This window comes from Kribbella sp. NBC_01505, from assembly GCF_045040285.1.
Taxonomy (GTDB): Bacteria; Actinomycetota; Actinomycetes; order Propionibacteriales; family Kribbellaceae; genus Kribbella.
In genome coordinates this window covers 5,984,243-6,005,193 of record NZ_CP109425.1, presented here as the reverse complement: position 1 = coordinate 6,005,193, position 20,951 = coordinate 5,984,243, and the positions used below count along the sequence as shown (strand labels likewise).

Annotated in this window: 18 protein-coding genes; 4 read left to right on the top strand and 14 right to left on the bottom strand. The window is 67.8% G+C overall.

The annotated features are described in order from the left end of the window. Positions 1-884: 884 nt before the first annotated feature. The 4 genes from OG474_RS28380 to OG474_RS28365 are packed head-to-tail and all read right to left on the bottom strand — an operon-like array spanning position 885 to position 5,372. Positions 885-2,189 carry an aldehyde dehydrogenase family protein gene (locus OG474_RS28380; protein ID WP_405056638.1) on the bottom strand — a complete coding sequence of 435 codons (1,305 nt, stop codon included), beginning with the start codon at positions 2,187-2,189 and terminating at the stop codon, positions 885-887. After that, a complete protein-coding gene (locus tag OG474_RS28375; RefSeq protein WP_405056637.1) occupies positions 2,186-3,700 on the bottom strand; it encodes a CoA transferase in 1,515 nt (504 codons plus the stop codon). Before OG474_RS28375 ends, OG474_RS28380 begins: the two co-directional genes overlap by 4 nt. After that, on the bottom strand, positions 3,697-4,623 hold the full coding sequence (locus OG474_RS28370) for a 3-hydroxyacyl-CoA dehydrogenase family protein (RefSeq protein ID WP_405056636.1): 927 nt from the start codon (positions 4,621-4,623) through the stop codon (positions 3,697-3,699). Before OG474_RS28370 ends, OG474_RS28375 begins: the two co-directional genes overlap by 4 nt. Continuing rightward, the gene (locus OG474_RS28365; RefSeq protein ID WP_405056635.1) at positions 4,623-5,372 is read right to left on the bottom strand and encodes an acetoacetate decarboxylase; all 750 of its coding nucleotides are present in this window, start codon (positions 5,370-5,372) and stop codon (positions 4,623-4,625) included. Before OG474_RS28365 ends, OG474_RS28370 begins: the two co-directional genes overlap by 1 nt. A 41-nt stretch (positions 5,373-5,413) precedes the next feature. Here OG474_RS28365 and OG474_RS28360 point away from each other — a divergent pair, with 41 nt between their 5' ends. Continuing rightward, on the top strand, positions 5,414-5,851 hold the full coding sequence (locus OG474_RS28360; protein ID WP_405056634.1) for an SRPBCC family protein: 438 nt from the start codon (positions 5,414-5,416) through the stop codon (positions 5,849-5,851). 56 nt (positions 5,852-5,907) lie between these two features. Here OG474_RS28360 and OG474_RS28355 read toward each other — a convergent pair whose 3' ends face one another. From OG474_RS28355 to OG474_RS28320, 8 genes are all read right to left on the bottom strand, one after another. After that, a complete protein-coding gene (locus tag OG474_RS28355; RefSeq protein WP_405056633.1) occupies positions 5,908-7,509 on the bottom strand; it encodes a discoidin domain-containing protein in 1,602 nt (533 codons plus the stop codon). 25 nt (positions 7,510-7,534) lie between these two features. Further along, entirely contained in the window at positions 7,535-8,527 is a 993-nt protein-coding gene (locus OG474_RS28350; protein WP_405056632.1) for a hypothetical protein, read from the bottom strand. Then, the gene (locus OG474_RS28345; protein ID WP_405056631.1) at positions 8,527-9,762 is read right to left on the bottom strand and encodes an MFS transporter; all 1,236 of its coding nucleotides are present in this window, start codon (positions 9,760-9,762) and stop codon (positions 8,527-8,529) included. Before OG474_RS28345 ends, OG474_RS28350 begins: the two co-directional genes overlap by 1 nt. Positions 9,763-9,766: 4 nt before the next feature. Then, positions 9,767-11,377 (bottom strand): discoidin domain-containing protein, encoded by a 1,611-nt coding sequence (locus tag OG474_RS28340; RefSeq protein ID WP_405056630.1) that lies wholly within the window; start codon positions 11,375-11,377, stop codon positions 9,767-9,769. A 98-nt stretch (positions 11,378-11,475) separates the two neighbouring features. Then, entirely contained in the window at positions 11,476-12,489 is a 1,014-nt protein-coding gene (locus tag OG474_RS28335) for a LacI family DNA-binding transcriptional regulator (protein ID WP_405056629.1), read from the bottom strand. A 57-nt stretch (positions 12,490-12,546) separates the two neighbouring features. Beyond that, the gene (locus OG474_RS28330) at positions 12,547-12,804 is read right to left on the bottom strand and encodes a hypothetical protein (protein WP_405056628.1); all 258 of its coding nucleotides are present in this window, start codon (positions 12,802-12,804) and stop codon (positions 12,547-12,549) included. 234 nt (positions 12,805-13,038) lie between these two features. After that, positions 13,039-13,890, bottom strand: coding sequence for an ABC transporter permease (locus OG474_RS28325; protein WP_405056627.1), 852 nt, complete (start codon positions 13,888-13,890; stop codon positions 13,039-13,041). After that, positions 13,887-14,744 carry an ABC transporter ATP-binding protein gene (locus OG474_RS28320; protein WP_405056626.1) on the bottom strand — a complete coding sequence of 286 codons (858 nt, stop codon included), beginning with the start codon at positions 14,742-14,744 and terminating at the stop codon, positions 13,887-13,889. Before OG474_RS28320 ends, OG474_RS28325 begins: the two co-directional genes overlap by 4 nt. Positions 14,745-14,853: 109 nt before the next feature. Between OG474_RS28320 and OG474_RS28315 the strand changes: the two genes are divergently transcribed. Continuing rightward, positions 14,854-15,690: a helix-turn-helix domain-containing protein gene (locus OG474_RS28315; RefSeq protein ID WP_405056625.1), complete on the top strand. Its 837-nt coding sequence runs from the start codon at positions 14,854-14,856 to the stop codon at positions 15,688-15,690. On the opposite strand, the gene OG474_RS28310 is transcribed toward OG474_RS28315, so the two are convergent. Next, positions 15,638-16,738: an NAD(P)/FAD-dependent oxidoreductase gene (locus OG474_RS28310; protein WP_405056624.1), complete on the bottom strand. Its 1,101-nt coding sequence runs from the start codon at positions 16,736-16,738 to the stop codon at positions 15,638-15,640. The genes OG474_RS28315 and OG474_RS28310 overlap by 53 nt on opposite strands. Positions 16,739-16,824: 86 nt before the next feature. Here OG474_RS28310 and OG474_RS28305 point away from each other — a divergent pair, with 86 nt between their 5' ends. Further along, positions 16,825-18,426, top strand: coding sequence for a hypothetical protein (locus tag OG474_RS28305; protein WP_405056623.1), 1,602 nt, complete (start codon positions 16,825-16,827; stop codon positions 18,424-18,426). 115 nt (positions 18,427-18,541) lie between these two features. Next, positions 18,542-20,008, top strand: coding sequence for an alpha/beta fold hydrolase (locus OG474_RS28300; RefSeq protein ID WP_405056622.1), 1,467 nt, complete (start codon positions 18,542-18,544; stop codon positions 20,006-20,008). Here OG474_RS28300 and OG474_RS28295 read toward each other — a convergent pair. Further along, complete coding sequence (locus tag OG474_RS28295) at positions 20,005-20,757, bottom strand: hypothetical protein (protein ID WP_405056621.1); 753 nt, start codon at positions 20,755-20,757, stop codon at positions 20,005-20,007. The genes OG474_RS28300 and OG474_RS28295 overlap by 4 nt on opposite strands. Positions 20,758-20,951 lie beyond the last annotated feature (194 nt).

Genomic DNA, 20,951 nt, shown 5'->3' with positions numbered 1-20,951 from the left:
CAGGCCGAGGAGCGCCGCGCTATCCGGTGGATCTTGGGTACCCCGTGACGAAAATCCACCGGATAGTGCGAGATCGTCGGCTGCCCGGGGCGGGCGGGGTGGGTGCAGGCCGAAAGGACTCGGCCGGGGGCGTGCGCTGTGGTTTCTCGCCGCGACCGGCCGATCTGAAAGACAGCGTCGTTGGCCGCCGCAGTGGCTGGGGTCGTTGGCGAGGCCGGTGACCGAGGTCCAGGTCGCCTGGGGTTTCCGGGTTTCGGTTGCCGCCGGCGGCGAGGCCTAGTAGCTGACCCGTCGCGGCGGTTGCTGCAGCGGCTCCGCTCGAATGCGGCCGGGAGCCGCCGCAGTTGCTGTGCGCCGCTGCGGCCGATCAGCAGAGACGGGTGGCTGAGGCGGTCTCGGGCTGAGGGGGATGGTGCGGTGAGCGATCGAGGCTCGGGTTGCCTGGGCTTCTGGGCTTTGGTTGCTGTTGGTGGTGAGGGGGGCCGGCAGCTGATCCGTCGCGGTGGTCTTGCATCAGATCAGCTGGTTTGAAGGGTGTGACGTGCTTGGCTGGGGGCCCAGCTCGTCAGTCGGAACTTTCTGGTCAAATAGCGCCCAAAGATTACCGACTAGCTGTACATCACGCGCTCAGCCATAGCCCGGAAGCTCAGGCGACCTCAACCTCGGTAGCTAACCGCACCATCCACCCCAGCCAGAGACCGGCCCACCATCCGTCCCCGTCAATCGGCCGCAGCCCCGCCCATCCAGAGCGGCGCCCGGTGTCGGCGGCTCCCCGCTAACGTCCGACGATCCGGAGAGGGGGTGTGCGGGTTCTTCGGACGTTGCTGGCGTGGGGCATTTAACGTCCGACGATCCGGAGGGTGGGTGTGCGGGTTCTTCGGACGTTAGGGGAGGGGGCGGTCCAGGACTGCTTTTAGGTGGCTGAAGGTGTCTAGGGAGTATTTGCCGTGGTAGCGGCCCATGCCGCTTTCGCCTACGCCGCCGAAGGGGAGGTCGGTGGCGGTCAGGTGGACTACGGGGTGGCCGAAACCTACTGCGCCGGAGGAGGTTTCGGTGAGGATGCGGTGTTTGACTTCGTCGGATTCGGTGAAGGCGTAGAGGGCTAGGGGCTTGTCGCGGTTGCGGATGAAGGCTAGGGCCTCGTCCAGGGACTGCACCGTGAGGATGGGGAGGATCGGGCCGAAGATCTCTTCGCCCATGACCGGGGAATCGGGGGCCACGTCGGTGAGGACGGTGGGGGCGATGTACTTGGTGGGCTTGTCGGTTTCGCCGCCGACTACTACGCGGCCACTGGAGAGTAGGCCGGAGAGTCGGTCGAAGTGGCGCTCGTTGACGATGCGCCCGTACTCGTCGCTGGTTGACGGGTCGTCGCCGAACTTGCGGCGTACCTCGGCGGCGAGTGCTGCCTCGAGGGGCGCGGGGTCGCCGATCGCCAGCACGTAGTCGGGGGCGACGCAGGTCTGGCCGGCGTTGAGGAACTTGGCTCGGACCAGGCGCTCAGCGACCTTGGCCGGGGCGACGGCGGGATCGACGATGACTGGGCTCTTGCCGCCCAGTTCGAGGGCGACCGGGGTCAGGTGCTTCGCGGCGGCGGTCATCACGATGCGGCCGACCTGGCCGTTGCCGGTGTAGAAGATGTGGTCGAAGTGCTGCTCGAGCAGTTCGGTGGTCTCCGGGATGCCGCCTTCGACCACGGCGACCGCCGAGGCATCCAGGTACGCCGGGAGGTGCCGCGCGATCGCCGCGGAGACCGTCGGGGACAACTCGCTCGGCTTGATGACGGCGACGTTGCCTGCGGCAAGGATTCCGACGAGTGGGGCGAGGGCCAGGTGCAGCGGGTAGTTCCACGGGCCGACCACGAGGGCGACGCCGAGCGGTTCGCGGATCACCTGCGCCGTACCGGGGAGCAGCTTCTCCGGTAGCGGCGCCGGCTCGGGAGCCAGCCATGCGTCCAGGTGTTCGAGGGTGTGGTCGATCTCGTTGACGATGAACATCAACTCGGTACCGCGCGCCTCGTCGGCAGGCTTGCCGAGATCGGTGTGCAGCGCGCCGACGAAGTCCGCGTCCTGCTCCAGCAGCATGGTCTTCAGAGCATTCAGCTGGGTACGACGCCACTCGACCGGCCGCGTGATCCGGGAGTCGAAGGTCGCGCGAAGGTCGGTGACGAGCTGAGGAATATCGGAGGTCATGAGAGTTGTCCGTTCGAGAGCCATTCGGGGCGGTTGGAGCCGCGGGGGACGAGGATGGTGCGGAAGGCGCCGGGGGTTGCCGACATCTGGACCTGGTCGGTGACGCCTTGGTAGAGGCCAAGTGGTGTCTCGGCGGTGAAGGTGTCCGGATCGAGGTAGGCGTGGTCGCCGCCGCTGCCGGCGATGCTCCGGGCGAAGTTCTGGTCGAAGACGCCGAGGCTGATGATCCAGAGCGCGATCCGGGTCAGTGAGATGTGCACCCGGTACGAACCGCCTTCGGTTGCGCGGCGGATCAGCGCGGCGCAGATGCCGGCGGTGGCCAGCCAGGGCACGAGGTAGTCGTTGACGACCCCGATGTGCGGCAGGACCGGCTGGTCGGCCGAGCCTTCCAGTGTCATCATGCCGGTCACGCATCCCGCGGTCTGGTCGAAGCCGACTCTCGTTGCCCACGGCCCCTGTTCACCGTGCAGAGAAACGGTGGTGTGAATGATGCCGGGCCGAAGAGCCGCGGCCCGCTGTGGTGACAGCCCGAGCCCGGCGACCTGACCAGGACGCCGGTTGGCGTAGAAGACGTCGGCGCCGCGCAGCAGCTCGCGGACGGTCTCCATCGCGGCCGGATTGCGGGCGTAGTCGACGGTGGCCGAGCGGACGCCGACGTTCGCGGTCAGGTAGACGACCGGGTTCTCCCACTCGGTCGGCCGCCAGAGGTTGAGCGCGTCGGCGCCGTGCTGGGCAAGCGCGCGGCCGATCCCGGCGCCCGCGATGACGTGACCGAGACCGAGCGCCCGGATCCCGTCGAGCGGCTGCAGCGCACCGGCGGGCAGCGGCTCGGGAGGTGAGTCGCCGATCTTCTCGATCTCGATCAGCGGAAGTCCCGCGAGCACTTCCTGGTACTGCGTGGTCTCCAGAAACTCCTCGGTACTGCGGACCATCGGCATCACGATGCCCGCGTCCGCCCCGGCTTCTTCCAGCTCGCTGGCCTTCCACCGGGCGATGGCAGCGGCGATCGCAGTCGCGTCGTCGTACGTGCGAAGGAGTTTGAGCGTCTTGGACTTGAGCTTCGGGTAGATGTTCAGCGGCATCACCCAGCGGCCGTCGCCGGCGCGGTAGAACTTGAGCGACAGCGGGCTGCCGGGGTCGGCGGTGTTGGTCGGCGGAAGCCCGTTCACCAGCTCCCACTTCTTGTCGTAGAACGGGCACAACCGGTGCGGCGCCTTCCGCAGGTCCATGCTGATGTCCTGCCCCGGCCCGCCCCGATGCCGCCACAACGCGGCCAGCGCGACCGACTTCGCCACCAGCCCGATCGCCGGTGCCGCCCCCAGCCGTACGGCGCTCGGCACGATCGGATCGGCCCCGACGAACTCGACCCGCCCACCGCAGTCGTCCGCGCTGAACCCGACATCCGCCAGCACCTCACCGAGCGCCGCCTGAATATCGAAGTGGTCGTCCGCCTCCGAGCGAATGGGGTTGGCAAGGGACGCACGCACCCGCGCAGTCACATCGGCGCTCACCGCGCAGTCTCCGATGGCGCCGTACCGAGGGCCTTCATCAGGGCGATCTGGGCGCTGTCCCGAGCCTTCGCGAGCTCGGCGATCGAGCCGCCGAAGTCGGCTGCCTGCTCGCTCAGCAGCGTGTTCGTCTGCTCGTCAAGATGCGGCGTTCCCAGCTGGCCCCAGCGTTTCTCCAGCCCCGGACCGAGATGCTCAAGGAAGTGCGGCAAGCCGCCAGGTCCACCACCCAGATGGAAGCTCAGGAACGGACCACTGATCGCCCAGCGCTGCCCCAAGGACGACGTCACCACCTCGTCGAGTTGTTGCTCGGTCACCACACCTTCGGCAACCAGATGCACGCACTCGCGGAAGATTGCCGCCTGCAACCGATTCGCCACAAAGCCCGGAACCTCCTTGGCCAGCACGATCGGCTTCTTCCCCAGACTGCGATAGAACTCCACAGCCCCCTGTACGGCGGCCTCGGACGTCCGCTCCCCCGGCACCACCTCGACCAGCGGGATCAGGTGCGGCGGGTTGAACGGATGCCCGACCACCAATCGATCGGGCGACTTGAGCACGGTGGCGATATCGGTTGCCGGTGTCCCCGAAGTCGAGGTCAGGAACAACGCGTGCGCGGGTGCGTTCGCCTCGACCGTGCTCCAGATCTGGTGCTTGAGCTCGAGCCGCTCCGGCCCGTTCTCCTGGACGACGTCCGTGCCCGTGACGGCGGTCGCGAGATCGGCCTCGAAGCTGATCCGGTCGAGCAGTCCGTCGGTCGGCAAGCCGAGCTCGACGAGCGACGGCATCAGCTCGTCCAGACCGGCCCGGACCGTCTCGGCGATCCCCGGTGCGGGATCGTTGATCACGACATCGATCCCGTGCGCCGCCATCAGGCCGGCCCACGAGACGCCGATCACGCCACCGCCGACGATTGTTGCCCTCATCACCGATCTCCGTCCAGGTAGTCGTGCACGACCGCGGGCCGGCCCAGCGTCAGATCGGTCAGGATGTGGCTGGCCGACACGATCTCCAGCACCGGCAGATCGGCGAGCGGCGCCAAGGCGTGCGGCACCAGATGCAGCCGGGCCGGCGCGGTCCAGGCGCCCTTGATGGTCAGGTCGCTGATCTGGCTCCGCGTCAGCTCGCAGATCCGCGGTTCCCCGTGGTACCCAGGAATGATCTTCAGCATGTACGTCGGCGCCATCAGCTCCGCGCGCGCATCGGCCTCGGACATCACCCGGTGCTTGTAACCCATCGTCGCGAGCGCGACCTGGATCGAGCCGTAGTCCAGCGTCCCGACCAGCGTGTCCGAATCCACCGTCAACGCGGGTTTGCCGAACTTCTTCGGGTACGCCGACACCTCCCGCCCGCTAGCGATCGCGCCGAGACTGTCGACGTACATGCCGAGCGTGAACTCGCCCGGTTCACCGTCGTACTCGACCAGGGCGACCTGACCGGATTCGGTGTAGTCACCGAGGCCGGTCACGTCCGGCATCCGCATCACTTCGAACCGGACCAGCGGGTCGGTCACCTTCAGCGGCGCCGGGACCAGCGCGTTCAGCGCGTCCGGATCGGTCCGGTAGGTGATGTTCAGATACTCCCGATCGGTGAATCGGTAGGGGCCGCGCGGGAAAGCCGGCGAGGCCAGAGGAGTGGTGAGCTGGGCCCTGACGTCGTCCTCGGACATGACCATGGAACCGATGCTAGCGGCCCACTCTTGCTACGGTGCGGCGCATGAACGCTTTCGCCCTGCGAACCACGATCGACCTGGATGCCGCGCCGCCGAAGGTCTGGGCGGTGCTCACCGACGCGGCGGCGTACCCGGAGTGGAATCCGCTCATCCTGTCGTTGACCGGCGAGTTAACGGTCGGCGCGACGGTGACGACCCGGGTCCGGGACGCCGAGGGGAAGGAACGGACCTTCAAGCCGAAGGTCCTCGTCGCCGACCCGGACCGGGAGCTCACCTGGCTCAGCCGGATCGCCTTCGGCGGCCTGTTCGACGGCGAGCACAGCTACCGCCTGGAGGAACTGCCCGGCGGGCGGACCCGGTTGCGCAACGACGAGGAGTTCCGCGGGATCTCGGTGCCGTTCCTCCGTTCGATGCTGCGCCGCACCATCGAGCCGCAGTTCGAGGCGATGAACCACGCCCTCGCCGCTCGACTGAACGAGTGACCGCCCCACTCGCCGAGCGGCCCCAGGCCCGGCGAGTAGGACGGCGAGGGTGGCGGTCAGCCCTTCGGGTGGCAGGTGTAGGTGGGGCTGCTGTCGAGGACCTCGTTGCTCAGGCCGATCAGCTGCGAGGTGAAGGAGTCGTCGGTCATGGTCAGCTTCAGCACGCCGAACGAGTTCATTCGCTTGGCCGTGATCGGGCGTTCCGGCCCGAGGTCACGCGGGTTGGCTCCGGCCATGCCGCCGATGATCTCGACCGTCCCCTTCGCGTCCTTCTGACCGCTGTTGTTCAGCGGGAAGAACCGCTCGTAGTGGTGTTCGTGCCCGTTCAGCACCAGATCGACCTTGTGATCGGTCATCACCTTCCACAGCGCGACGCCGTTCTCGTCGTCACCGCGTTCGCCGGTGCTCCAGCGCGGATGGTGGTAGTACGTCGCGATACAGCCCTTGGTGGTGGCCGCCAGGTCGGCCTTCAGCCAGGTCATCTGGGCCGGCTCGGCGTCCGCCCCGCTGGACGTGAAGTCGTTGGAGTCGAGGGCAACGAAATGCCAGTTGCCCTTGTCCCAGCTGTAGTAGCGCTTGCCCTGTGGCTTCGCGATCGCCCCGAAGTACTTGTCGTACCCGCTGAACGAGGGCGTGTCGTACGACTCATGATTACCCGGGGAGGGCTTCATGATGCTCTTGTACTTCCCCCACGTCTTGTCGAAGTAGTTCTGATACTCGGACAGCGTTCCGGAGCTGTACTGGTTGTCCCCCATCGTGATGACGTTCACCGGCTTGATGAAGTCGACAACCTTGGCACTCTTCGGGTGAATACAGGTCGAGCTCGACGCGCTGCACGCCTTCGCGATGTCGCCGGCCGCCGCCAGCACGAACTGACCGCTGCCACCCTGCCCCGTCCGCACCGCGATCGCCGCACTCGAGGCGGACACGTTGTCGGCCAGATCGCGTGCTCGGACGCTGTAGCTGTACGCAGTGTCCGCGGTCAGACCTGCATCCGTGTACGTCGTGCTCGGGGCCAGTGCCACCGCGACCCCGTTGCGGAGTACGTCGTACCCGGCGAGACCGGCGTTGTCGGTCGACGCGTTCCAGCTGAGCCCGACCGAGGTCGGCGTGATCTCTGTGCTCTTCAGCCCGGTCGGCACCGTCGGCGCCTCCGTGTCCCCCGTGGAATCGGCAACCCCGTGGACCTCGAGCTCAAGCAGTGAATACCCGTACGACGTACCGCGCTTCGTCCCGACCAGTCGCAGGTACCGCCCGTGGCCGGTCAGTCCGGTGATGTCGTCCGTCGCGCCGTTCTGATTGGTCAGCGACTTGACCGTGGTGAAGGTGGTGCCGTCGTCCGAGACCTCGATCCGGTAGTCCTTGCCGTAGGCGGCCTCCCAGTTCAGCTTGACCCGATGAACATCGGCCGCCTGACCGAGATCCACGCGGATCCACTGCGGGTCGGCGCCCTCGGCACTGGCCCAGCGCGACGACGTACTTCCGTCAACCGCCTTCTCCGCGGCGAATTCGGCCGACTCGACACTTGAGGCGAGTACCGGCTTTCCGCGGGACAACAAGGCGTCGGCAGTGGTGCCGGCGATGGCGGCGGAACCGCCGACACCGGCGACCAGAACCAGCGGCAGCACCGCTGACCAGCGGCGAGTTCTCTTGCTCAAGGCAATCTCCGTGGTGCTCGGCTGATCACGGCTTCTGGCCGCCGCCCAGGGATGGGCTGGTGGCGTGGCGGATCAGCAGGGTGGGCGGTTTGGTGAGGCCGACGGACCAGATGTCGGTGCTTCCGTCAGGAGCGCGGAGCGGGTAGAGCAGGGTGTCGTTGTCGCGCCAGACCGGCTGGTCGTCGAGCAGGCGGTCGTCCGGCGGGTTGGTGATCTTGCGGGTCGCGAGGTCGAGGACCGCGAGCCGCCATTTGCCGGTGGCAACCTTCTGCTTGTAGGCGATCCGGCGGCCGTCGGGTGACAGGGACGGGCATTCGACGTTCTGGGCGATCGCGTGGCCGTGGTACTTCGCGTAGTCGGCCTCGATCAGGTAGGTCTTGCCCTTGCTGCCCATGGTCAGGTAGAAGCGGTTGCCGTCGTCGGCGAACGTGATCCCCCAGTAATTGACATCCGAGGCGAAGTAACGCTTGCCGTCGACAAGGATCGGGAGCGTCTCCATCGACTTGATCAGGCGCTGCTTGTCCAGGTTGTAGAGACCGGTCCGGGTGGAGAAGCCAGTGGCCGCGTACGAGTCGCCGGTGACGAAGAGTGTCCAGTTCACGATCCGGCCGTTCGGCGAGACCCGGGCCCGGCTCGGAGTGCCGGGGAGGGTTTCGCGGTGGACCTCGTGAAGGTTCGCGTCCAGGACGAGCATGTCGGTGAGCGGTGGCAACGAATCGGGCTTGAGCCGCAGACAGATCGCCGTACCCCGTGCTGCGGCGAACCGATCGCAGGACAATTCCCCGACACGTCTGGCGGTCGCCGGATCGGCCGCCGGGACCGCTGCGAGCTTGCCCTGGTCGGGACCGTCGGCGAGATTGCGGAAGAACATGGTCGATGGCGCCAATGCGAGTGCCTGGCCGGTGCTGACCGGGACGGCGTTCACGGTGGCGCCGCCGGTGCGCGCGGAGACGACGTACGCGACGGCTCCGCCCAGCAGCACGGTGAAGCCGGCGATCAGGCCGACGATCTTCTTCATCATCGGGCAGCCTCCAGAGGTTTGACCACGGCCGCGGCAACGGTCACCGTCAGCAATGCGGCGGTGAAGAGGAGAAGCGCCGGTCGAACGTCCCACAGGGTCCAGAGCAGACCGACGGTGACGGCCGAGACCATCCGCGCCAGGGCCTGCCCTGTCTGCAGTACGGCGAGGCCGGACGCCCGAAGGTTCTCCGGCAGCATGGGCCCGGCGGCCGCCGGGAGTACGCCGTCGGTGGCAGCGTAGAAGGCGCCGTGCAGTGCGAGCGCGAGCCACCAGTTGCCGATCGGACCGCAGAGCAGGAGCAGCGCGACGACGAGGGCCAGGTGACCGCCGATGAAGACCTTCCAGCGTCCGATCCGGTCGCCGAGCCGGCCGAGCGGAATCGCGAGCAGGAGAAAGACTCCCGCCGTACCGAGTGGCAACAATGGAAACAACCGGCCGTCGACATCCCACCGGCGTTGCAGAGCCAGGTAGACGAAAGCATCCGTGACGGTGAACAGCCCCAACGCGGCCGCCCAGATGCAACACCGTCGGAAGCTTGCCTCTCGCAACAACCCGAGCATCGCGCGGGGCGACGGCTTGTGCTTCACCGGCTCGGCCGTCAGCCGTGTCCGGTTCGGAACCAGAACCACCAGCAGCAGTACGGCGCAGGTAGCGAGCGAGAAGCTGGTAACGAAGACTGCGTCATAGTTGCCCAGGGCAGCCCACAATACGAGCGTCGCCGCCAGTGGGCCGAGGAAGGCTCCCACCGTGTCCATGGCTCGGTGGACGCCGAAGGAGCGGCCAAGAGTTTCGGGTGAACTGCTCAGGGAGATCAACGCGTCGCGCGGGGCGGTGCGGACGCCTTTGCCGGCGCGGTCGAGGGCCAGCACGACGCCGATCGCGGGAACGGACGAGCCGGCGGCAAGGAAGCCCAGTTTGGCGACGGCAGACGTGGCGTAGCCGATGCCGGCGACGGCCTTCAGGCGTTGCCAGCGGTCCGCGACATGGCCCCCGACCAACCGCAGTACGGCGGTCGCACCGGCGTACAGGCCGTCGAGGAGGCCGAACTGCAAGGGGTTCAGGCCGAGGCCGAAGACGAGGTAGAGCGGGAGGATCGCGGTCACCATCTCCGAGGAGATGTCGGTCACCAAGCTGACGATGCCGAGGGCAACAACTGTTCCAGGCACCCGGCCGGGCCGGGAGGTCCCCCGGGCCGCGGCGTGATCCGCGGCCCGGGTTGCGGCGAGGTACATGGGACTAACCCTTCGCCCGGCAGGTGTAGGTCGGGCTGCTGTCCTCGACCTGGTTGTTCAGGCCGATCAGCTGTGAGGTCCAGGAGTTGTCGGTCATCGTCAGCTTGATCACGCCGTACGTGCTCAGCAGTTTCGCGGTCGTCGGGTGCGCGGGTGACAGGTCGTACGGGTGCGCACCCCCCATCCCGCCGAGCAGCTCGACCGTCCCCTTCGGGTCGGCGTTGCCGTCGCCGTTCATCGGCACGAACCGCTCGTAGTGGTGGTCGTGACCGTTCAGCACCAGATCGACCTTGGCACCGGTGAGCGTCCGCCAGAACTGTTCGCTGTCGTCGTTGTCACCGTGGTCGCCGGAGCTCCACCGCGGGTGGTGGAAGTACGCGGCCACACAGCCCTTGGTGTTCTTGGCCAGGTCCGCCCGCAGCCACGCGAGCTGGTCGTCGCGCGGTGTGGCCAGGGTGTCGTGCGTCATGTAGTCGGACGAGTCGAGGGCGATGAAGTGCCAGTTTCCCTTGTCCCAGCTGTAGTAACGCTTGCCCTGGGGCTTGGCGATCGCCGTTCCGAAGTACTTGTCGTAGCCGTTGTACTTCGGCGAGTCGTAGGTGTCGTGGTTGCCCGGCACCGGCTTGGTGATGCTCTTGAACTTCCCCCAGGTCTTCGAGTAGTAGCTGTTGTAGTCGGACAGATGGGCGTCGTCGTACTGACTGTCTCCCATCGTGATGACGTTGTCCGGCTTGATGAAGTCGACCACCTTGGCCGTCTTGGGGTGGATGCAGGTGGACGACGAGGACGTGCACTGTTCGGCGATGTCACCCGCGGCCGCGAGCACGAACCCGCCGGTGCCGCCGGTGCCCGTCTTCGCAGTGATCGCCGTACTCGCGGCTGACACGTTGCCGGCCAGATCACGAGCCTTGACGCTGTACGAGTACGACGTGTCGGCCGCCAGACCGGTGTCCGTGTACGACGTCGTGGTGGTCGTCGCAACAGCGACGCCGTTCCGGAGTACGTCGTACCCGGTGACCGCGACGTTGTCCGTCGACGCGGTCCAACTCAGCGAGACCGAGGACGCCGAGGTCCCCGTGCTCTGCAGTCCGGCCGGCACCGTCGGCGCCTGGGTGTCCCCCGTCGAGTCGCCGACGCCGTACACCTCGAGCTCGAACAGCGAATACCCGTACGCCGTCGCGCGCTTGGTACCGACGACCCGCACGTACCGGCCGTGGCCGGTCAGACCGGTGATGTCGTCGGTCGCACCGTTCTGATTGGTAAGGGATTTGGCAGTACTGAACGTGGTTCCGTCGTTGGAGACCTCGATCCGATAGTCCTTGGCGTAGGCGGCCTCCCAGGTCAGTTTGACCCGATGGACGTCGGCGGCCTGGCCCAGATCGACCCGGATCCATTCCGGATCGTGACCCTCCATGCTGGCCCAGCGGGTCGCGGCATTGCCGTCAACCGCCTTGTCGGCAGTCGTTGTGTTGTCCTCGATACTGGACGAGAGGACGGGTTTTCCCTGGGACAACAGGGAATCCTCGGTGGTACCGGCAAGGGCCGCCGACCCACCCAGTGCGGCGACCAGGACGACGGGTATCAGCGTCGACAGCCGGCGCAATCTTTTGCTCATGAAAACCTCCGGGGGCGTTCGGAGAGAATTGTTAGGAAGGTTACCTAACAGTCCGAGCAAGGTAAACCCCAGGTGAACGACTCGTCCAGAGCTCGGGGCTACCGAGTTGTGCCGCGCAGCACCAGCCGCGCGGGCACGATCAGCTCCTGCGGCCCGACCGCCTCGTCACCGCCGAGCTGGGCGAGCAGCCGCGCGGTGATGGCCTCGGCCATCTCGTCGTGACCCGGGTTGACCGATGACAACGAGGGCACCAGGAACGGCGCTTCGTCCAGATCGTCGAAGCCGATCACCTGGACGTCGGCAGGGACGCGAAGCTCAGCATCCGCCAGTGCCCGCAGGGCTCCGATCGCCACCACATCGGTCAGTGCGAACACCGCGTCGAAGGAGATACCGCGATCGAGCAACGATCGGATCGCGTCGTACCCGTCCTGCATCCGGAAGTTGCATCGCACGTTCAGCAAGGGATCGACGGCCACGCCGGCCTCCTCGTGAGCGGCTGCATAGCCGGTCGCGCGCAGCCCCTGCATGTTCGGCGGGCCGGAGAGTTCGCCGCCGATCATCGCGATCCGGCGGGACCCGCTCGACAGCAGCTGCCCGACCGCCTGCCGGGCGCCGCCGACGTTGTCCATCATCACGTGATCGAACCGCGAGGGCAGGGCCCGCTCACCGATCATCACCACGGGAGCGTCGGTGTTCAGCCGGGACAGTTCGCCGGGGTCGATGTCGACCACGCTGAGGATCAGACCGTCGTACATGCGCAGCCGGGAGAAAGCCACCGCGTCCAGCTCGCCCTCGCGACTCGCGCCGGTCCGCTCCATCACGATCCGGAGTCCGTGGGCCTCGAACCGATCCGCGAGCCGGCCCGCCAGCTGGGCGAAGTACGGGCGCTCGAGCTCCGGAACCGCGAGCCCGACCACACCGGTCCGGCCCGCGCGCAGGTGCCGCGCGGCCAGGTTCACCTGGTAGCCGAGCTCGGTGATCGCGGCCAGCACCCGCTCCCGGGTCGCCGCCCCGACCCGCGGCCGGCCGTTGACCACATTCGAGACCGTCATCGTCGAAACTCCCGCGAACCGGGCGACATCAGCCATCGTCACGACGGCGGCCTTCTTCATACCGCCACAGTAGTGGCCGGACAGCCGTTCGAATTAAGGGCTAGGCCCCACAGTGGGTCAGACGCGGGTACGGCGGTCGCGGACGGCCGCCGTACCGAAGCCGGCGAGGGCGATCACGATGCCGCCGGCGGCCAGGCCGCCGACCACGTTCATCCGCTGGTCGAGGCGGTTGTCGCACTGCATCGGGGTGATGCCCTTGTCCGGCGAGTACACCGATCCGCAGCTGACGTGATCGACCGAGAGGGGTCGGGTCGCGAGGAACAGCCCGGTCAGCAGCAGGAGGACCCCCACCGCGCCGAGCAGCTTGGTCAGCACTTCCCTGCCGACGGCCGAGAGCGGCGCGGGCCCTGGAGGAGGGCAGGCAAGCCCGACCAAGTCGCTGTGGTCAGACCCTGCATGCACGCTCACGCTCCCTGGACGCTTGTCAGATTTGATCAAATCTAACGCGCCTAGCCGCGTCGACTGAAGTCCAGGCCCACCTGGGCGGGCAATCTTCACTCATTCCTAACGATCCTCCCCACCTACTAACGACCGTCAGCCCTAACCGGTTCACCTGACGGAACTGCGGAGCGCCGATTCCCTCCGTTCGGCCATCACGGAGCCTGACTCCCGGCGCGCCATCCGGCGCAGCATGACCGGAGCGAGCAGCAGACCCGCCACCGCCCAGAGCCCGAGTACGCCGGCCGTCTCGAGGTGCCGCCACGACTGACCGATCTCCACCACGACCGCTTGGTCGGGCAGCAGCGCCGACCGCATCCCGAGCCCCATCCAGTAGATCGGGGCCAGCTGACCGATCCACTCCAGCCAGTTCGGCAGGGCGGTGATCGGGTAGAAGATGCCGGAGATCGCGATGAACCCGAGCATCGGGAGCTGGATCAGACCCTGCGCTCGAGCCGTCGTGAAGACCGACCCAAGGACCGCACCGATCGGCAGCGTCGCCACCAGACCGAGCAGCAGCACCCAGACCAGCGTCAGCCAACCGGTCGCGTCGACGGTGAGCCCGCCCACGATGATCAGCCCCGGGATCAGCACGATGACGAGGTCCGCGAGCAGGGACCCGGCCACCGAGACGACCTTCCCGACCAGGTAGCCGAGCATGCCGTGCGGCGTCGCCTTCGCCCGCAGCAGCGTGCCGTCCTCCCGATCGGCGGTCAGCTGCTGACTCATGCTGACCATGCCCATGGCCGCGTTCATCCCGAGGATGCTCGGCAACGCGAGCGCGCCGAGCAGCAACCCGCTCGACCCGAAGTCTCGGTGCCGAAGGTAGAACAGCGCCGCCAAGGTCAGCGCCGGCCAGAGGAAATGGCTGACCAGCTCGGGCCCATTGCTGAAGGACTGCCGCAACTCGATCAGCCCACGCTGCCAACCGGCCCGGACCGCCGCGCCCCTTGGAGTCGTCATGACGCAATCTCCTGACCGCGCACCAGCGCGAGATAGGTGTCCTCCAGCGAGGCCCGGCGGACCTCCAGTTCGCGGAGCGCCGCGCCGTACTGGGCGAACAGGTCGCGGACGAACTCGGTCGAGTCCGCCGTCTGCTTGCGGAATCCCTGCCCGTCGACGCTCCACCGGACCTCGTCCTCGCCGGCGATCGCCGCGGTCAGCTCCGTCGGCGTACCGGCGGCTACGATCCGGCCGCTGGTCAGGATCAGGATCCGGTCCGCGAGCCGACTGGCCTCGTCGAGATCGTGGGTGGTGAGCAGGATCGTCGTCCCGTACTCCGTCGCGAGCCGCCGTACCAGCTCATGGAACTCGCGCCGCGCCTCCGGATCGAACCCGGTCGTCGGCTCGTCCAGGAACAACAGTTCCGGCCGCCCGACGATCCCGATCGCCACATCGAGCCGCCGCCGCTGACCACCGGACAACGTCCGGACCTTCTTCCCCGCATGCTCGGTCAGGCCGACCGCCGCGAGCAGTTCGGCCGTCGGCCACGGACGCGTGTACGGCGTGTAGTAGCTGCCGAGATGTCCGAGCAGCTCACCGACCCGCCAGTTGCCGTGGTCGCGCCACGACTGCAGCACGATCCCGACCCGCGCCCGCCAGGCCTCATCGGCAGCCGCCGGATCGACTCCCAGAACCTCGACCCGACCGGCGGAGCGAAGCCGGAAACCCTCGAGGATCTCCACCGTCGTGCTCTTGCCCGCGCCATTCGGCCCGAGCAGCGTGAGCACCTCCCCCGGCCGCACCGCGAACGACACATCCTGCAGCACCTCGACGTCGCCGTACCGCATCCGCAACCCGTCAACTGTGATCACCATGCTGGAAAGCTACGGTTGCGTTCATCTCTTAGGAAAGCCAAAACAGCGTCATCTGTGCAATGATCTGAGAGTTAACGCACTGATGTTGCAATGACTTGAGGGTGAATCCATGCCAGGTGGCCGGCTGTCCCACCAGGAACGACGCGCGATCGCGGCCGGCCTCAGCGACGGTCTCGGGTACGCCGAGATCGCGCGGCAGCTCGATCGGCCGACCTCGACGATCAGCCGGGAGGTCGCGCGCAACGGCGGCGGGCGCGGGTATCGCGCCGACCACGCGCACTACGCGACCTCCTCCCGAGCCCGGCGCGGCCGGCGGCAGACCCCGCAAGCACCCAACGACACCGATGAGTACGCCGAGCGCTTCGCCGCGGTGATGGTCGACGGCGGAATCCCCCGGATGGCCGCGCGGGTGCTCGCCCGGCTCTACACCGCGGAGAGCCGCAGCCTGACCGCGGCCCAGCTCGTCAACGCCCTGCAGGTCAGCCCGGCCTCGATCTCGAAGGCGATCGGCTACCTGGAGCAGGTCGGCATGCTGCACCGCGAGCCCGATCCGCGCCGCCGGTTGCAGCACTACGTGATGGCCGAGGATGTCTGGCAGCAGGCATGGAAGTCCAGCTCCCGCACCAATCTGAACTGGGCCGAGACGGCGGCTGAAGGCGCTGAGCTGTTCGGCCCCGACAGTCCGGCCGGTCGCCGGCTCGCGCAGATGGCCGACTTCTTCGGGGCGCTCGGTGACGACATGAGCGGCGGGCCCGGGTTCGACATCCTCGACGATGCGCTGACCGTGCTCGCGGCGTACCGGGAGGGCGGCCGGGTGATCGAGGCCGACCGAGTGGCCGCCGTACTGGGCTGGCCGGTTGATCGGGTCAAGACCGCACTCGAGCTCGCGGCGGCTACGCGCCTGACACCCGAGCAGCGAGCAGACCTCGCAACAGCCGCGGAGTGATCGCGCCGTCGGCCAGACCGAGCTCGACGAGGTCGTCGAAGACACCCTGACCAGCCGCGGCCGCGCGGATACCGCGAGTGAGGACGTGCGGCGAATTGGTGAGGTACGCCGTCAACGCGGTATGGCGGATGTGCCGGCCGAGGAGTTTGCGGACGCTCCGGTTATAGCGGCGACTGGGGTCAGACTCGTTGCTGCGTAGGGATTCCGCGACCGCCCGACCGGCGAGCAGGCCGGTGGCGATCGCGTAGTAGATGCCTTCACCGGTCATCGGATTGATCAGCCCGGCCGCGTCACCAGCGAGCAGGACCGGACCCTTGGGCGGCCGCCAGGACCAGCCGGTGAGCGGTAGATGGTGGCCCTGCCATTCGCTGCCACCGTCGGTCGCTCCGGGGAGCAACACGTCCAGCTGGGCGAGCAGGTCGGCGCGAGTCGGATGCGGACGGCCGTCCGCGAGGCGCTCGCCGTACCCGACGTTGGACCAGCCGTCGCCACGATCGAACGACCACGCGTACGACGGTTGCCGGCCGGCGCCGTACGCGATCACCTGACTGGCCGATCGGGCCGGCGGGGTGGGCGCGTAGCCGCGGATCGCGAGCGCGACCGGGCCGGTCGGTGCACCGAGCTCACGCCGTACGACGGAGTGCGCGCCATCGGCGCCGATCACGAACCTGCCGTCCAGCTCGTCGAGTCGGCGAACCCGGCGGCGGATCAACTCTGCCCCGGCGGACTGCGCCGCCACCACGAGTCGGTGGTCGAAGACTGCGCGCGGAACGACCCAGTTCGGTCGGGCCATGTCGCGCTCGACCCCGACCGCCCCGTTGGTCAGAACGAAGCGGCGTACCGGGGTCCAGTCGTCGACGAGGCCGGTGACACCGACCGCGGCGAGCAGGTCGAAGACGTGCGGGGCGATGCCGTCACCACAGGTCTTGTCGCGGGGAAAATCATGGCGGTCCACTAGTAGTACTGACAGGCTCGGGTCGACCGCGAGCGCACCGAGAGCGGCCGCGGCTCCGGCCGGCCCGGCGCCGATGATCACCAGATCCCACACAGGGGTCAGTCTCCCATTGGTCTACCCGATGTTCGAGGCTGTTCGAACAGGTTCACGTCGTGGGGTGCGGCGGCGACCATCGGGGCATGAGAATCCGCCTCCTCGCGACCGCCGTGCTGCTGTTCGGCGCCACTCTGGTCGCTCCCAGTACGGCACAAGCTCGCGATCTCCAGATCGAGAGCGTCGCCAACGGACCGGTCTCCCGGCAGGAGGTGCTGCTGCGGTCGGCGTCGTGGATCCGCGACAAGGTGCCGTACAGCCAGGACAACGGCAGCCCGCACGTGAACGAGTTCGGCAGCTACCGCCGGGACTGCTCGGGTTTCCTGTCGATGGCGTGGCATCTGAGCAGCTCGCTCACCACAGCGAGCCTGCCGTCGGTGATGCATCAGATCACGTACGACGATCTGCAGCCGGGCGATGCATTGTGGCGCCGGTCGGGTGGGGTGAACCACGCCGGGCTGTTCGTCGGCTGGTACGACGCGGCGAAGACCCGGCCGAAGGTTCGTGAGGAGTACGACTTCGGCCATATCGCCGAGGAGCGGATCTGGACGAACAGCTACTTCAAGACCTTCACGCCGTACCGGTACAACAAGGTGGTCGGTGCGACCGCGAGCCCGGTGTCGTCGATCGGTCAGGACGTGACCGGGCGGCTGATGCAGTTCACCGCGACGGCAGATGGTGCGGTCCAGCTGAGCGAGCAGACCGGTCCGGCCTCGACCAGCTGGCAGACCGGCACGATCGACCCGCCGGGTGGCGTGGTTCCCGGCGTACCGATCGCGACAGCGGCCGACTCGATCGGGCGGGCGTACTACTTCGCGCGCACGCCGGACAACAAGCTGCGGACCGGTTGGGAGACCAGCCCCGGCGCCGGACCGTGGCTGTCGGCAACTATCGAGCCGACGACCGATCTCGAAGGTGTTGAGACGGTTCAGCCGGTCGGGCGTCCGGCCGCGGTGATCGATGCCCGGGGCAAGCTCACGTACTTCGTCCGGACCAGCGACGGTCGGCTGTTGCACGGCTGGCAGGACCAGGCCGGGAGCACGGTCTGGCACGCGACGATCATCCGGGACGGCGCGGGCGTCGCCGTACAGCTTGATGGTGACCCGGTGATTTCGCAGGACGTGCTCGGGCGGATCGCATTCCTCGCTCGCACCTCTGACGGCAAGCTGCGCTACGGACGGCAGGCCGCGCCGGGCACCGGCCCGTGGGTGGTCAGCACGCTGGCGGCCACCGGCATCGTCGGCAACCCCTCGGTCGGGCTCGATGTGTCGGGCAAGCTCGTGTACTTCGCTCGCGGCACCGACGGCAAGCTGCAGCACGGCTGGCAGTCGACCCCGGGTGCGGACACCTGGCAGTCGACCGTCGTACCGCCGACCACCGACACCGACGGCGTCGAGACCGTGCAGCTCGCCGGCGACCCGGCGATCAGCCTCGACAACAGCGGCAAGCTGACGTACTTCGTCCGGACCACCGACAACCGCATCCTGCACGGCTGGCAGAACGTCCCCGGCTCGGACCCGTGGCACGCGACGATCATCCGGGATGCCGTCAGCAACCAGCCCGCACCGGCCACGGTCGACCCGATCCTCTACACCGACTCGGCCGGCAAACTCGTCGTACTGACCGCAGGCACTTGGCTCTACCAACACGCGCCCGGCACCGGACCGTGGCACGTGGCAACTCTCTGACTGCGCGTTAGGGCATTCGCGAGGTAGCGCACGAACTACCTCTAGCAGGGTCCTTGGGCCACTGCCGACGCCGGAGCTCGGCTCTAGCGTCGGCAGTGAACTCGAGGAGGGGACGATGAAACTACTGCTGGCGCTGGCGCTCCTAGGCGCATCGACCAGTACGACGGCTGTCGCGCAGGCGACGAGCGCGATCGACTGGCATCAGTGCGCACTGAGCGCGGACGATGCCGAAGGCAAGGCACTCGACCAGGCCGGGGCGCAGTGTGGTGACCTGAAGGTCCCGCTGGACTACACCCGGCCGAACGGTCCGAAGATCACGCTGGCGATGTCGCGGATCAAGGCGACCGGTGCGCGGATCGGCGCGCTCGTGATCAACAACGGCGGTCCCGGCAGCCCGAGCCTGACCGCGGCGCTGGACCGGCCGGACGTGATGGGGACCGTCGGGACGCGGTACGACCTGATCGGGCTGGACCCGCGGGCCATCGGCCGCAGTACGCCGATCGACTGCAAACTGCCGTTCGCCGGCTGGCCGTGGGCAGGCGGTACGACGCAGACGTCGTTCCGGCAGAGTGCGGAGATCCAGGCCGATGTCGCGAACCGGTGCGCGCGGGAAGCCGGGGCGATGCTGCCGTACATCACGACGCGGAACACCGCGCGCGACCTGGACCGGGTGCGGATCGCGCTCGGCGAGCAGAAGATCTCGTACCTGGGCTATTCCTATGGGACTTATCTCGGGGCTGTCTATCTACAGATGTTCCCGGGGCGGACCGATCGGGTCGTCCTGGACGGACCTGTCGACCCGGACCGGTTTGGTCCGCGGCTGCTCCAGCAGGTCGGGCCGCAGAACGAGGACAACCTGCGGGCTTGGGCCGGTTGGGCAGCAGCCCGCAACTCGACGTACCGGCTGGGATCGACCACGCGCGAGGTGCTGGCGTCCATCGACCGCATCTACCGGCACGTGCGGACGACCGAACTGGAGATCGGCGGGCACAAGATCGGCGAAGGCCTGCTTCCGATGCTGTTCTTCGTCGCAATGAACGACGACCGCGATCCGGCGCGGGCGGATGCCGCCGTACTGGTGCAGACGTTGGTCAAGGCGGTCGACGGGCCGGTCCTCGATCCGCGAGCCGATCTTGCTGAGCTGCTCGACGTGATCATGTCTCCCGCGATGTCGCAGACGATCAGCGCTCAAACGGCGATCGTGTGTGGCGACCGGGCGGCGCCTCGCGACCCGCAGGTCTATTGGCGAGACATCCAGGCGCACCGATCGCGCGAACCGCACTACGGGTCGATCACCCGGAGCATCTCGCCGTGTGCCTTCTGGCCGGTCCAGCCGCAGGAGGCACCGACCAAGGTCGCGAACTCGGAGCACGCACTGATCGTTGCCGCCGAGCACGACCCGCGGACCGCCTACGAGAACGCGGCGGTCCTGAAGAAGAGCATCAGCGACTCCCGGGTGCTCACGGTCAAGAACGCGCGCAAGCACGGCGTCTTCGGCGAGTACGGCAACGCGTGCGCTGATCAGAAGGTCATTTCCTACCTGTTCAGCGGCAAGCTGCCCACTCAGGATGTCGCCTGCTAGTAGCCCGGTCGCTTGCCGGGTTTGTTGATCCGACGAGGCGCCGTACGGCGTGGGCGGGGTGTCAGGCGATCGGCGTGGCCCCCGCTTGCCGGGGCGGATGGGCTGACCGGGCGGGCCTCGTCCAGGTCGACCACCTTGGGCGGTGGCGGGACGAAGATCGGCCTGGTCCGCTCCTCTCTTACTGGCGGCGGCGGTGGCGGAGTCGGTGCTCGGGGCGCTTCGGCCCGGGCGACCGACTCCTTACTTGCTCTGGGGAGCGCGGCCACGGCAATCGCCGCGACCGGCGGCCGGACCGTCCGCTGGAGCAGTTTGGTCTGCAGCTCGATGCCGAGCGCATCGAGCAGCCGGCTCCACGCGGTGACCATGATGGCGACGGCGAACGTCGTACAGGCCGCGAACAAGATCGCCTGCAGACCGGAGGCCCAGTCCGACGGGCCCGTCCGGGTCATCGCGGCGAGCATCGCCACCACGACCGCGTTCGTGATGCCGACGGCAACAGCCACGCCGACCGTACGCAGCAGCACCCGCCGCTCCAGCCCGACATCGTCGGCCGCAGCCACCAGCCCGGCGATCAGCCCGGCCAGAACCGGCACGGTATAGACAAGCGCCAGCGTCAGCCCCGGGCTCGCCACCAGATAGAAGATGTCGAACACCAGCGCGGTCCCGGTCAGCGCGGCCGCGAAACACACCACCATCGGCGGATACGCCCGCACGATGGCGGCCGCGTCCGCGGGCACCGTCCTGATCATCCCGAACGCCAAACCACCGCTCCATCCCGCTTGCTCTCCCCCATTGTGCCGCCAACCGCACTCCCAGTAACCAACGATCCCCGGCAAGTCGCGACACCCACCCAAAGGTGGGCCGCCTTCTCTTTGTGCACGAACCAGCACTTTGGGACCCCACCAACCGTTTTCGCGGCCCGAAAACGGTTGGTGGATGCACA

Coding starts and splice junctions, on each gene's coding strand:
- OG474_RS28300 (WP_405056622.1), top strand. CDS start 18,542: ATGAAACTACTGCTGGCGCTGGCGCTCCTAGGCGCATCGACCAGTACG.
- OG474_RS28340 (WP_405056630.1), bottom strand. CDS start 11,377: ATGAGCAAAAGATTGCGCCGGCTGTCGACGCTGATACCCGTCGTCCTG.
- OG474_RS28325 (WP_405056627.1), bottom strand. CDS start 13,890: ATGACGACTCCAAGGGGCGCGGCGGTCCGGGCCGGTTGGCAGCGTGGG.
- OG474_RS28320 (WP_405056626.1), bottom strand. CDS start 14,744: ATGGTGATCACAGTTGACGGGTTGCGGATGCGGTACGGCGACGTCGAG.
- OG474_RS28350 (WP_405056632.1), bottom strand. CDS start 8,527: ATGAAGAAGATCGTCGGCCTGATCGCCGGCTTCACCGTGCTGCTGGGC.
- OG474_RS28365 (WP_405056635.1), bottom strand. CDS start 5,372: ATGGTCATGTCCGAGGACGACGTCAGGGCCCAGCTCACCACTCCTCTG.
- OG474_RS28315 (WP_405056625.1), top strand. CDS start 14,854: ATGCCAGGTGGCCGGCTGTCCCACCAGGAACGACGCGCGATCGCGGCC.
- OG474_RS28360 (WP_405056634.1), top strand. CDS start 5,414: ATGAACGCTTTCGCCCTGCGAACCACGATCGACCTGGATGCCGCGCCG.
- OG474_RS28345 (WP_405056631.1), bottom strand. CDS start 9,762: ATGTACCTCGCCGCAACCCGGGCCGCGGATCACGCCGCGGCCCGGGGG.
- OG474_RS28370 (WP_405056636.1), bottom strand. CDS start 4,623: ATGAGGGCAACAATCGTCGGCGGTGGCGTGATCGGCGTCTCGTGGGCC.
- OG474_RS28295 (WP_405056621.1), bottom strand. CDS start 20,757: ATGATCAGGACGGTGCCCGCGGACGCGGCCGCCATCGTGCGGGCGTAT.
- OG474_RS28305 (WP_405056623.1), top strand. CDS start 16,825: ATGAGAATCCGCCTCCTCGCGACCGCCGTGCTGCTGTTCGGCGCCACT.
- OG474_RS28380 (WP_405056638.1), bottom strand. CDS start 2,189: ATGACCTCCGATATTCCTCAGCTCGTCACCGACCTTCGCGCGACCTTC.
- OG474_RS28335 (WP_405056629.1), bottom strand. CDS start 12,489: ATGAAGAAGGCCGCCGTCGTGACGATGGCTGATGTCGCCCGGTTCGCG.